This is a genomic window from Idiomarina sp. (genome assembly GCF_019431395.1).
In the GTDB taxonomy this organism is placed as follows: Bacteria; Pseudomonadota; Gammaproteobacteria; order Enterobacterales; family Alteromonadaceae; genus Idiomarina.
Window position 1 is genome coordinate 2,453,567 of record NZ_CP080268.1, and the last position, 12,868, is coordinate 2,466,434.

Genomic DNA, 12,868 nt, shown 5'->3' on the forward strand with positions numbered 1-12,868 from the left:
GAAACGCAATGACACCTACAGCAGATAATAGAGTTTGGATTTTTGACACAACTTTACGAGACGGTGAACAGGCATTACGCGCTAGTCTCAGTAAAAAGCAAAAAATTCAGCTCGCCGACGCGATTAGCCGCTTGGGGGTCGACGTGATGGAGCTTGGATTTCCAGCCTCTTCACCGGGTGATTTTTCTGCCGTTGCGGAAATTGCTCAGACAATTAAGGGCCCTGTGATGTGTGGATTAGCGCGGGCAATTCCTGATGATATTCGTGCCTGCGGAGAGGCGTTAAAAGGAGCCGAACGTGCTCGAATCCACATGTTTATTGCAAGCTCGCCCTTACATTTGCAGTACAAACTTAGAAAGTCATTACAACAGGCGACCGAGCAAGCAGAAGCCAGTATCCGGTTAGCAAGGCAATATACTGACGACGTTGAATTCTCTTGCGAGGATGCCGGGCGCACACCCATTGATGACTTATGTTATATGGTTGAACGCGCCATCGCGGCAGGTGCCACCACGATTAATATTCCCGATACCGTTGGTTATACCGTCCCCACTGAATTTGCTCATATCATCACAGCTTTAAAAGAGCGAGTGAATAACATTGATCAAGCTCGATTAAGTGTTCATTGCCACAATGATTTAGGGTTGGCCGTTGCTAATAGCTTAGCTGCTATCGAAGCTGGCGCCAGGCAAGTTGAGTGCACGGTAAATGGTATTGGTGAGCGCGCAGGTAACTGTGCGCTTGAAGAAATAGCTATGATACTGAATACCCGAGCTGACACCTTACCCTGGCATACTGGTATTCAAGGTCACGAAATATATCGAACCTCACAAGTGGTGAGTCAAGTTTGTAATATGCCAATTCAGGCAAATAAAGCCATTGTTGGCAGCAACGCGTTCGCTCATTCCTCCGGCATCCATCAGGATGGTGTACTAAAAGCACAAAACACGTATGAGATCATGCGTCCCGAGTCGATAGGTATGCGTGCTAACTGCTTTAACCTAACGTCGCGCAGTGGCAAGCATGTCATTAAACATCGTTTACATGAACTTGGATATCGCGATCAGGACTACGATTTAAACGAGGTATATAGCAGCTTTTTAGAGCTGGCTGATAAAAAAGGCCAAGTCTTTGACTACGATTTGGAGGCTTTGGTTTTTGCGCAATCCCTGCAGGCCCAGGACGATCCTTACAGCCTGGCTGAATTAACGACACAGACAGACACTGATGGCAAAGCCTCAGCGACGGTAAAGCTAGGTTGCCACGGTCGTTTGGCGACTCAAACACGAGAGGGCAATGGACCCGTTGATGCTGCGTATGACGCGCTGCAAGCCATTATAGAGCAACCGATTTCGCTAGAGAGCTATCAACTCAGCGCCAAGGGGTGTGGAGCGGATGCGCTTGGGCAAGTTGATATTACTGCGAATTTTGATGGGCAACACATCCATGGTGTCGGTTTAGATACTGATATCGTCAAGGCATCGGTGCAAGCTTATATCCATGTGCTGAACACGGCTGCGCGGGCTATTCAGGTGCGTGCTCTCAAGACTGATTTACAAACAGAGTCGAAGGAGAAAGCATCATGAACACTTACTATATTGCTGTGTTAGCCGGCGATGGTATTGGCCCTGAAGTGGTCAATGAGGCGACCAAGGTATTAGATGCTTGTGCGCAACGATTTGATTTTTCGTGTTGCTATCGTTATGCCGAGGTTGGTGGTGCGGCTATCGACAGCTCCGGCAACGCACTTCCCGCAGCCACCTTAACGGCATGCGAAACCAGTGATGCTATTTTGTTCGGTTCAGTCGGTGGACCTAAATGGGCTAATTTGCCGCCTCAGCAGCAGCCCGAGCGAGCCGCCTTATTGAAGCTTCGTCAACACTTTGATCTGTTTTGCAATATTCGCCCCGCGCGCTGGTACGACGGCTTTGAAGTACTAAGTCCACTGCGCGCTGACATAACCGCTAAGGGAATGGATATTGTCTGTTTTCGCGAGCTCACCAGTGGTATTTACTTTGGCGCCAAAGAGCGTTCAGCAGAGCAGGCGACTGACACTCAGACCTATCGTTACAACGAAGTCTATAGTATCGCAACCAAGGCATTCGAAGCCGCCGCAAACCGTAAAGGCAAAGTGACCTCAATCGATAAGGCTAATGTGATGGCGACCGGGGTCTTGTGGCGACAAGTTGTCGATGACGTCGCTAAGCAGTATCCGCACATAAAGCTTGAACACATGTATGTGGACAATGCTGCGATGCAATTGATTCGGGACCCAAGTCAGTTTGACGTAATGCTTTGCGATAACTTGTTTGGCGACATCCTTTCGGACGAACTCGCGGCAATCGCTGGCTCGCTTGGGCTGTTGCCATCAGCGAGCATTAACACCCGGGGATTTGGTCTTTACGAACCTGCAGGCGGCAGTGCACCCGATATCGCCGGTCTGGGTATTGCTAACCCAATCGCGCAAATTTTAAGTGCAGCACTGATGCTGCGATACAGCTTTGCTAACGACGATGCCGCCTGTGCAATTGAGGCAGGTGTCGCACAGACATTAAAACAACATCAAGTAACTGCAGATTTAACCAGCAATAACGCGGTTTCTACCGCCAGCGTCGGTGACGCGGTAGCACGATTCATTAGTGAGGAAGCAACATCATGGGCATGACATTATACGAAAAAATCTATCAGCAGCATAAAGTAGCGACTATGAATGACAGTACTGATCTGCTTTATATTGATTTTCATTTTATCCATGAGGTGACTTCGCCACAGGCCTTCGCAGGATTAAAACAAGCAGGGCGAGACGTACGTAACCCCGTAGCAACACTGGCTACGATGGACCATAATATTTCTACCCAAAACCGGCGTATCGATGGTGCCGGTGACGTTTCCAGACAACAGTTAACGGCTTTAAAACAGCATTGCGATGAGTTCCGAATCCCGTTGCTTGATATCACCCATCGTGATCAGGGAATTGTGCACGTAATTGGTCCGGAACAAGGTATTACCCAGCCGGGAATGACAATTGTCTGCGGCGACTCGCATACATCAACGCATGGCGCATTCGGCGCTCTGGCTTTTGGCATTGGCACCAGCGAGGTCGAACACGTTTTGGCTACGCAAACGTTACCCCAGCAACGTGCAAAAAGCATGAAAGTGCAAGTAGACGGGCAATTGCCTGCCGGCGTTACTGCAAAAGACGTTATTTTAGCGGTGATTGGCAAAGTTGGCACTGCCGGAGGTAGTGGTTACGTTGTTGAGTATTGCGGTGAAGCAATCGAGTCGATGGACATGGAAGAACGCATGACGATTTGTAACATGACCATCGAAATGGGCGCTAAAGCCGGCTTGATCGCGCCGGATGAAGTGACCTTTAGTTACCTGGAAGGACGTCCTCGAGCGCCCAGCGCACAACAATGGCATCGAGCTAAAGCGCGTTGGAAAACATTGAAGTCAGATGCCGATGCCACCTTTGATAAAACAGTGGTACTGGATGCTGGTAGCATCCGCCCTCAAATCACCTGGGGTACGTCACCAGAGCAGGTTATGGCGCTTACCGACCGGGTTCCTGACCCGACTCAGTTCGACACCAGCGACTTACAGCGCAGTGTCGCCGACGCATTGCATTATATGGGCTTAACACCTGGCTCAGCCCTGCAGGATTACCCGGTAGATGTCGTGTTTATCGGATCGTGTACGAACAGTCGGCTGGTTGATTTGCGCCAAGCAGCTGCGGTAGTAAAAGGCGGGCGAGTGGCACCGCATGTAAGAGCTCTGGTGGTGCCGGGTTCAGCACAAGTGAAACGCGAAGCCGAAGCCGAGGGACTTGCCGATATTTTTAAAGCCGCTGGTTTTGAATGGCGTGAACCCGGCTGTTCAATGTGTCTTGCGATGAACGATGACATCGTGCCCGCCGGTAAACGCTGTGTGTCAACCAGTAATCGTAATTTTGAGGGGCGACAAGGGCGTATGGCAAGAACGCACTTAGCTAGCCCGGCGGTAGCTGTAAGCGCTGCAATACATGGTTATTTATCAAGTACTCCGTTAGTGAGTGGGGAGGGGTTAATATGAGCAATTACTTTCACCAGGGAGCTGCGTGTCCGTTAGCTGTAGATAATGTCGACACTGATCAAATTATTCCTAAACAGTTTTTGACTGGGGTGTCGCGGGAAGGTTTTGGTGAAGCGCTGTTTTACGATTGGCGTTACCGTGAAGATGGCACTAAAAATCCAGACTTCGTTTTGAATAAACCCCAGTTTAACGAGGCAAGCGTATTGGTTGCTGGCCATAATTTTGGCTGCGGTTCGAGCCGCGAGCATGCGCCGTGGGCATTAGCACAATTTGGCTTTAAAGTTATTGTTGCGAGTAGTTTTGCTGATATTTTTTACCGCAACTGCATTAACAATAAACTCTTGCCTGCGCGCGTGACAGCCAATGCGCTTGAATCGATTCAGCAGTCTATTAGCGACTCTGCAGATAGCCAACAGGCACGGCAGATAAGTGTTGACCTAAAGAATCAGGAACTGATTTTGGCTAACGGTGAGGTTTTCAGCTTTGAATTAGCGTTTAGTGATCGCGAACAATTGCTAAACGATAATGACTTTATTGGTATGGCTGAACAGTATGCCGATGCGATTGACCGTTATGAAGATTCGCGGGCAAACGATGCGCCATGGTTTATGCCGCAGTCGTTTGCCGTGTGATAAGAGGCTAGTTTGGGGCAGCAACGTGTTTAGCGCTGCTGCCCAGGAAGAATTGATAGCTGGGTTGTTTTGTCACATCGATAAATGGATAGCCAAGTTCATGTAGCAATTGGTTAAGCGCTTGCTCAGAAGCATCGGTAAAGCCCACCAACACATCACCATAGGCTGCGCCGTGATTGCGATAGTGAAACAAGCTAATATTGGCGTGATCGCCCAGCGCACTCAGAAAGTCACTCAACGCCCGGGGATGCTCCGGAAAGGTCACTTGATACAAACGCTCCTGCAACACCTGTTGAGGGCGTCCCCCGACCATATGTCTAAGATGTTGTTTGGCTAGTTCATCCTGAGACAAATCGACAAACGGATACCCGGCAGTGGCTAATGTGTGTTTAACATCAATTAGTTCGTTATCACCGCCGGTCAGTTTTATACCGACAAAAATATGTGCTTGTGAATCATCGGCATAGCGATAATTAAACTCGGTAATAACGCGGCCATCGAGCAATTCGCTAAAGCGCCGGAAGCTACCCACCTCTTCGGTAATGGTTACAGCCAGTAACGCTTCACGTAGCTCGCCAATCTCACTTCGTTCTACGATATAACGGAGCCTGTCAAAGTTCAGGTTAGCCCCCGACAACACTGTTGCCAAGCGCAGGTTTTGCTGTTGTTCATGTGTGCGCGAAAACTTTTTTAAGCCGGCTAACGCCAGCGCTCCGGCGGGTTCGGCTATAGCTCTGGCATCATCAAAAATATCTTTTATAGCTGCACAAATCTCGTCGGAACTAACCGTAATTACTTCATCACAAAGGGCACTAGCAATTTTGTAAGGCAGCTTTCCTACTTGTTTGACAGCGGTGCCGTCAGCAAATAGTCCAACTTGAGATAACCGCATAGGATAGTGAGCAGCAAGCGCGGCGCTGAGTGATGCCGCATCTGCCGGCTCCACGCCAATCACTTTTATATGTGGTTGGATACTTTTAATATAAGCTGCCATACCGGCGAGTAAGCCGCCACCACCGACAGGAACAAAGACCACATCAAGATTGGGCTGCTGTGCGAGCATTTCTTTGGCGACAGTACCCTGACCGGCAATAACAGCCTCGTCATCAAAGGGTGGTACATAATGTAGCTGACGAGTTTGAGCCAGCTGCAGCGCGTGATCACTTGCGCTATCGAAATTAACACCGTGCAGAATAACTTCTGCGCCCATATCACGAACGGCCATCACCTTAATTTCGGCCGTGGTTACCGGCATCACCACCACGGCGTGCATGTCGAGTTTGGCGGCTGAATAGGCAACCCCCTGAGCATGATTACCGGCTGAGGCACAAATTACACCGTGGTGACCTTGCTGCCGGAGCTGATAAAGTTTATTAAACGCTCCCCGCAACTTAAACGAATAGATAGGTTGCTGATCTTCGCGTTTTAAAAACACCTGATGTTTCAGTCGATGGCTTAATTTCGGCATGCGTTGCAACGGCGTTTCTACCGCTGCCTGATAGACAGGAGCGAGTAGAATTTGCTGTAAAAAATAGTGCCGTAACTCGTTGGTATCCAGTGATTCAATCATCATAACTCCCGGCCAGGGTTCGCTGACGGCAAGACACGCACAGCACCTTTGTCGGCACTGCTGGTAAATGCAGCATAAGCGCGCAGAGCGGTGCTGACAGCGCGTTGTCGCGGCATAGGTTGCCAGCTATCACAGCCGCGTTCATTCATAGCCTGGCGGCGCGTCGCTAACAGCGTTTCCGAGATGTTTAATGTTATTGAGCGACGAGTAATGTCAATGGTGATGGTGTCTCCATCTTCAACCAGACCGATGGCGCCACCCGCAGCAGCTTCAGGGGACACATGACCAATTGACAAGCCAGACGTGCCGCCGGAAAAGCGACCATCGGTAATTAGTGCACACTGACTATCAAGGCCAACCGACTTTAAATAGCTGGTGGGATAAAGCATTTCTTGCATTCCCGGGCCGCCGGCAGGTCCCTCGTAGCGTATTACAACTACCTCACCGGCTTGAACATCGCCATTTAAAATGCCTTCTACCGCACTATCCTGACTGTCAAAAACCCGCGCGGGGCCAGTAAAGTCATACATCGATTCGTTAACCGCTGCGGTTTTTACGACACAGCCGTTGACTGCAATATTACCGTGTAAAATAGCCAGCCCGCCCTCCTGCGAGTAAGCATAGTCGCCGGAGTGAATGCAGCCGTGTTCGCGATCAATGTCAAGACTGGGGTAATAGCAATCTTGGGAAAAGGCCTTAGTGGTGCGAATACCCGCCGGACCCGCCCGGTAAAAGGTTAATACGTGTTCTTCTTGCGTGCGGCGTATATCCCATTTTGCAAGCCAGCTCTCCAAGGACTTGAAGGCGACGTGCGCAACATCGCGGTTTAGCAGGTTCATGCGCTCGAGCTCACCCAGGATGGCTACTACGCCACCTGCGCGATGCACGTCCTCCATGTGAAACTTCGGTGTTGCAGGAGCTACTTTGCATAAGTTGGGAACTTGCCGTGACAACGCATCGATTTCTGCCATGGAAAAGTCAATTTCGCCCTCATAAGCCCCGGCCAGCAAGTGCAAAATTGTGTTGGTCGATCCGCCCATGGCGATATCCAGCATCATCGCATTCTCAAAAGCTGAGCGGTTAGCAATTTGACGTGGTAGCGCGCTGTCATCGTCATTTTGATAATAGCGTTGGCATAAATCCATGACTGTTTTGCCGGCATCAACAAAGAGTTGTTTACGCAATTGATGGGTGGCCAATAACGAGCCATTTCCAGGCAATGCCAGCCCTAGCGCTTCGAGTAAGCAGTTCATCGAATTAGCGGTAAACATGCCCGAACAGGAACCGCAGGTAGGACAGGCGCTTTGTTCAATCGACTCGCTATCGCTGTCGGATACCGTCGGGTTGCCACCAGCGACCATAGCATCGACCAAGTCGAGTTTGATAATTTGGTCAGAAAGCTGCGTTTTGCCTGCTTCCATGGGACCACCCGAAACAAAAACGACAGGAATATTAAGCCGCATAGCGGCCATAAACATGCCCGGGGTGATCTTGTCGCAGTTTGAAATGCACACCATTGCATCGGCACAGTGGGCGTTTACAACATACTCGACCGAGTCAGCAATCAAATCGCGCGAAGGCAGGCTATAAAGCATCCCGTCATGACCCATGGCGATACCGTCATCAATGGCAATACTGTTAAATTCTTTTGCGATACCACCACTGGCGCTGATGCTGTCAGCAACCAGTTGGCCCACTTCGCGTAAGTGAACATGACCGGGTACAAACTCGCTAAACGAGTTGACCACTGCCACAATGGGCTTACCAAAATCAGTATCTTTTACGCCTGTTGCACGCCATAAAGCGCGAGCTCCAGCACGATTTCTTCCTTGTGTGACCGTTGATGATCGTAACTTGGGCATAACTAACCTCGTTGACTGCTCAGTTGTAATGGGTTCAATGCGCTATGGCTTGCTGCATAGCCGGTTCGGCTTGGTTTATATCCAAACTGGCACCGACTTTTAGCTCCATCACGTGATAGACTTTTGCTAATTGATTGATGAGTAGCTCTATATTTCGGTCGCTGGCAATTTCCAGTGTTACGTTTTGTTGACATGTGTCCTCGCGGCTCAGCTTAAGTCCGGTAACGGTAAAGCCGCGATAGCGTGTGACCTGTAAGATGCGTTCAATAGCGATGGGGTGATGATCAACGAGTAAGGTAACTATGGTATGCATTAGTTATTCTCCGTCAGCATTTGGTGGTTGGCAGCGCCCGGCGGTACGAGTGGCCAAACATTTTCGGCGGCATCGATGCGGACATGTAATAGGAAAGGCCCCTGACTGCTGAGCAGTTGGTCAATGGCGTCAGGCACCTGCTCGGCACGATCGATATAAGCAGATGGAATTTCAAACGCTTTTGCCAGGGTACAAAACTCAGGGTTATCGCTAAGGTCTGTTTCGCTGTAGCAACCATCAAAGAACAGTTGTTGCCATTGTCGAACCATTCCCAAGCGTTGATTATCGATGATGATTATTTTTACCGGCAGGCTAAAGCGCTTTATGGTGCCAAGCTCTTGTACGTTCATCATAAAAGAACCATCGCCGCTAATAGCAAACACGCTGTCACTAGGGCGAGCGATCTGCGCGCCAATTGCGGCGGGCAGGCTAAACCCCATAGTCCCTAAACCACCGCTACTTAAGTGATTGTTGGGCTGAGCGAAGCGCATATGTTGCGCAACCCACATTTGGTGCTGACCAACATCCGGGCAAATGACTGAATTGGCCGGCATACTGTCGCTGATAAGGCGAAGTAATTTAGGCGCATAAATACCCTTTTCCGGGTTGCGGTACTGCAGTGGATACTGGTGGTTCAAATCCTGACAGTATTGGCGCCAGTCGTCACACTGCGTAGTAACCTGCAACGATGGCAATACCTCGCGTAGGTTACCGTGTATACCGCATAGCGCGCGTCGTCTTTTATTGAGTTCGGCCGGGTCAATGTCGATGTGAATGACTTTAGCGTGGGGCGCAAAGTCAGCTAACTTACCGGTAACACGGTCATCAAAACGCGCGCCAAGGTTAATTAGCAAGTCGCACTCCTGAACCGCCAGGTTAGCGCATTGCCGTCCATGCATACCAATCATGCCTAAATCATGTGGATAGTCGCCGGCAACACTGCCCAAGGCTTTTAGCGTCGATACGGTAGGTAACTGGGTTGTTGCAAGAAACTCCCGCAGTTGCGGCACGGCATTTGCCATGGTCACACCACCACCGATATAGGCCACCGGACGCTTCGCCTGCGATATCAAGTGACGAGCCAAAGCAACCGCTGCCGCATTACTTATCGTGTGGGAGGGCTGAGGTGGCGGCATTGGACTGTGATCAGCTGCTGTCTTTTTGGTCGTGCTGGCAGCGCCCAGCTGGATGTTTTTAGGAATGTCGATGATGACAGGCCCCGGCCGTCCCTCGCTGGCAATTCGAAAAGCTTGTCGCAAGGCTTCCTGAAGTTCGCTGGCTTCATTAACCAATATACTGTGTTTGGTAACGGCTAAGCTTAGTCCGAGTACATCGATTTCCTGAAATGCGTCAGTACCCATCACGGCTTGATCCACCTGGCCGGTAATAGCAACGATGGGCACTGAGTCAAGTTTGGCATCGGCTAAAGCCGTTAGGAGATTGGTCGCTCCTGGTCCTGAGGTTGCCATACAAACGCCGGTTTTGCCGCTGGCTCTCGCATAGCCGATAGCTGCAAACGCAGCGCCTTGCTCGTGCCGGCATAAGAAATGTTGCACCGGCGATCTATAGAGCGCGTCGTAAATCGGCATGATAGCGCCGCCGGGATATCCAAAAACGTGCTCAACGTGCTGGCTTTCTAAAAATTCGATGATGGATTCGGCGCCTGTCATTACTTTTTAGCCTTTTTTTGCCCTTAAACGAAAAAACCCCCGCTTGTTGAAGCGGGGGTTTTTGGATTTTGCTTTTTGTCTGTTGCTTTACAAATTCCAACACCTGCCCGCGCAGCGATTAATAATCACCACGAGTAGGACTAGAATGTTAATGTTTGCAACAGCAACTAAACGCATTGTAAAAATCTCTTTCTCTAACTAAACGGTCTGTTTTTGTTCGTGTCTATTTATTGTTCTAACATTCGTGAGGTTAATGTCAACGCTTTTTTTGTTTTGGTTGCATATCCTTCATATAACGTCGAAGTTTTCGGCCGATTTGCTCGATAGGGTGCTGATAAATCGCTTCGTTGATTGTATTTAAGACTGGGTAGTCAAACGTTGCCGATTCAGCAGTTAGTCCCAACCCGATATCACTGCTACTGATATGAGCAAAAAGCTCTTTTTGCAGAAGCGGATAAGCGGCGTTAGCAAACAAATAATTTCCATATTCAGCGGTATCAGAGATAACAACATTCATTTCATAGAGCCGTTTTCTGGCTATCGTGTTAGCGATCAAGGGTAACTCGTGTAACGACTCATAGTAGGCTGATTCAGAACGAATACCGGCATTCACCATGGTTTCGAATGCGAGTTCTACACCGGCTTTAACCAGTGCCACCATCACCACTCCGCGCGCGAAGAAATCGTTACAGTTGCGTTGCTGATCAGAATCAGGAGCTTGCTCGAATGCACTTTGTCGCGTGTTTTCTCGCCAGCTCAGCAAGTCATGGTCATTATTCTGCCAGTCTTGCATCATCTGCTTAGAAAACGCACCACTTAAAATGTCATCTTGATGTTTATTAAATAACGGGGTTAGCGCCTCTTTTGCCTGCTCTGCAAGCTGGTATGCCCGAACCCTTGAAGCACTGTCGAGGTTGCTCATCATCAGGGTGATACCGCCAAATTTTAGCGCTTCGGTAATTTCTTCCCACCCATACTGGACTAAGTGCGCTGCTTCAGCGGCTTCAATGCCGTTACTGACCATATGTTCAAAACACAGCAGCGAGCCCACCTGTAACATACCGCACAGGATAGTTTGTTCGCCCATGAGGTCCGATTTGACCTCTGCCACAAACGAGCTTTCCAGTACGCCCGCTCTGTGACCACCGGTGGCTGCTGCCCACGCCTTGGCCCAGGCAAGACCGTGGCCGGTTGGGTCATTCTCAGGGTGGACTGCGATTAATGTCGGCACACCAAAGCCGCGCAGATATTCCTCGCGAACTTCGGTGCCGGGACACTTAGGCGCCACCATAATGACGGTGATATCGTCACGTATCTTTTGTCCTACTTCGACGATATTAAAGCCATGCGAGTAACCCAGCGTTGCGCCTTTTTTCATCAATGGCATCACCGCTTCAACGACCGCGCTGTGCTGCTTATCCGGGGTTAAGTTAATGACCAGATCAGCGCTTGGAATAAGCTCTTCATAGCTACCTACAGAAAACTTTTCTCGTGACGCGGATTGCCATGAGGGCCGTTTTTCGTCGATCGCAGCAGGTCGCAGTGCGTAGCTTACATCAAGGCCTGAGTCACGCATATTAAGCCCTTGGTTAAGTCCCTGGGCACCGCAGCCGACAATTACAACCTTCTTACCAACAAGTTCCTGGCAACCTGCTTCAAACTCGTTAGCCTGCATAAATCGACACTGTTGCAATTGCGCTAATTGGCGCCGAAAGGGAAGTTGATTAAAGTAATTCTCAGCCATAGGTTTCTCCTTAAATTTAAGATTACCTTACGGCAAAGCAATTGTTGCGTATAATGAATTATTTGCATTATTGTATTGCGATTCCCGCAACAAACAGTCGCAACAACTCGCAACAATAAGGAAGGTCATGGATTTACGTTCTCTGGAGTTATTCATTTCACTGGCCGGGACATTGCATTTTGGCCGCACCAGTGAGGAACAGCATGTCAGCCCATCTGCTTTATCACGGCACATTCAGCGCTTAGAAAATGCCCTGGGTACTCGTTTGTTCGTCCGTAATAACCGCTCCGTAACATTGACCCAACAGGGCCAACAAGCTTTGCAGAGCTGTCAATCCATTCTCGCGGAATGGCAGCAGCTGCAAATGCAATTAGCAGATGACGGCGAACTAAAAGGCAAGCTACGATTGTTTTGCTCGGTAACAGCAGCGCAGACTTTTATGCGTCAGTTTATCGAAGGCTTTCGACCAAATTATCCCCACGTTGCGTTAAGCGTTGATACCGGAGATCCTGCGCTGGCTCTTGAACACGTGTTACGGCAGCAGACGGATATTGCCATTGCCACACGCCCTGAGCAGGTACCGGATGGTGTGCTTATGCATCAGTTATACACCTCGCCGCTAGTGATGATTAGGCCGAAAACGACATGCGCAGTGCGGGAAAAAACCCTGGCCGGGAAGATTGACTGGAACGACATGCCAATAGTGGTGGCACAGATGGGGCTATCGCGTGAGCGATTATTTACATGGTTTGAGGCGCACCGTCAGCAACCGCGCGTTTATGCCGAAGTGGCAGGGCACGAAGCCATTGTTGCTATGGTCGGTTTAGGGCTGGCTGTTGGATTGGTGCCTGAAGTTGTGGTGGAGCAAAGTTCGATTCGCGAGCAAATCGAGGTATTTCTGCGGCCCCGGGACATTGAGCCGTATCACGTCAGTCTATGTTGTCTAAAAAAGCGACTACAAGACCCCGTGATAGCGGCGTTTTGGCATAGTGCTGTTGGCTAGAAT

10 protein-coding genes are annotated in these 12,868 nt (G+C 49.8%); 5 read left to right on the forward strand and 5 right to left on the reverse strand.

The features are described 5' to 3' along the window. Nucleotides 1-8 precede the first annotated feature (8 nt). The 4 genes from leuA to leuD are packed head-to-tail and all read left to right on the forward strand — an operon-like array spanning nucleotide 9 to nucleotide 4,703. Entirely contained in the window at nucleotides 9-1,586 is a 1,578-nt protein-coding gene (gene leuA / locus KZ771_RS11845) for a 2-isopropylmalate synthase (protein ID WP_290653661.1), read from the forward strand. After that, entirely contained in the window at nucleotides 1,583-2,665 is a 1,083-nt protein-coding gene (gene leuB, locus KZ771_RS11850) for a 3-isopropylmalate dehydrogenase (protein ID WP_208107621.1), read from the forward strand. Before leuA ends, leuB begins: the two co-directional genes overlap by 4 nt. Further along, entirely contained in the window at nucleotides 2,656-4,071 is a 1,416-nt protein-coding gene (leuC, locus tag KZ771_RS11855; protein WP_133539966.1) for a 3-isopropylmalate dehydratase large subunit, read from the forward strand. The genes leuB and leuC overlap by 10 nt, the downstream gene beginning before the upstream one ends. Further along, nucleotides 4,068-4,703 (forward strand): 3-isopropylmalate dehydratase small subunit, encoded by a 636-nt coding sequence (leuD, locus tag KZ771_RS11860; protein WP_133539965.1) that lies wholly within the window; start codon nucleotides 4,068-4,070, stop codon nucleotides 4,701-4,703. The genes leuC and leuD overlap by 4 nt, the downstream gene beginning before the upstream one ends. A gap of 7 nt (nucleotides 4,704-4,710) precedes the next feature. On the opposite strand, the gene ilvA is transcribed toward leuD, so the two are convergent. From ilvA to ilvC, 5 genes are all read right to left on the reverse strand, one after another. Next, complete coding sequence (ilvA, locus tag KZ771_RS11865) at nucleotides 4,711-6,276, reverse strand: threonine ammonia-lyase, biosynthetic (protein WP_290653663.1); 1,566 nt, start codon at nucleotides 6,274-6,276, stop codon at nucleotides 4,711-4,713. After that, nucleotides 6,273-8,135: a dihydroxy-acid dehydratase gene (ilvD, locus tag KZ771_RS11870; RefSeq protein ID WP_290653665.1), complete on the reverse strand. Its 1,863-nt coding sequence runs from the start codon at nucleotides 8,133-8,135 to the stop codon at nucleotides 6,273-6,275. The genes ilvA and ilvD overlap by 4 nt, the downstream gene beginning before the upstream one ends. Nucleotides 8,136-8,169: 34 nt before the next feature. Then, nucleotides 8,170-8,448: an acetolactate synthase 2 small subunit gene (ilvM, locus tag KZ771_RS11875; RefSeq protein ID WP_133539962.1), complete on the reverse strand. Its 279-nt coding sequence runs from the start codon at nucleotides 8,446-8,448 to the stop codon at nucleotides 8,170-8,172. Then, nucleotides 8,448-10,118, reverse strand: a complete 1,671-nt coding sequence (gene ilvG / locus KZ771_RS11880; protein ID WP_133539961.1) for an acetolactate synthase 2 catalytic subunit — start codon at nucleotides 10,116-10,118, stop codon at nucleotides 8,448-8,450. Before ilvG ends, ilvM begins: the two co-directional genes overlap by 1 nt. Nucleotides 10,119-10,374: 256 nt before the next feature. After that, complete coding sequence (gene ilvC, locus KZ771_RS11885) at nucleotides 10,375-11,862, reverse strand: ketol-acid reductoisomerase (RefSeq protein ID WP_290569760.1); 1,488 nt, start codon at nucleotides 11,860-11,862, stop codon at nucleotides 10,375-10,377. 127 nt (nucleotides 11,863-11,989) lie between these two features. Here ilvC and ilvY point away from each other — a divergent pair, with 127 nt between their 5' ends. Continuing rightward, the gene (gene ilvY / locus KZ771_RS11890; protein WP_133539959.1) at nucleotides 11,990-12,865 is read left to right on the forward strand and encodes an HTH-type transcriptional activator IlvY; all 876 of its coding nucleotides are present in this window, start codon (nucleotides 11,990-11,992) and stop codon (nucleotides 12,863-12,865) included. The last annotated feature ends 3 nt before the right edge of the window (nucleotides 12,866-12,868 follow it).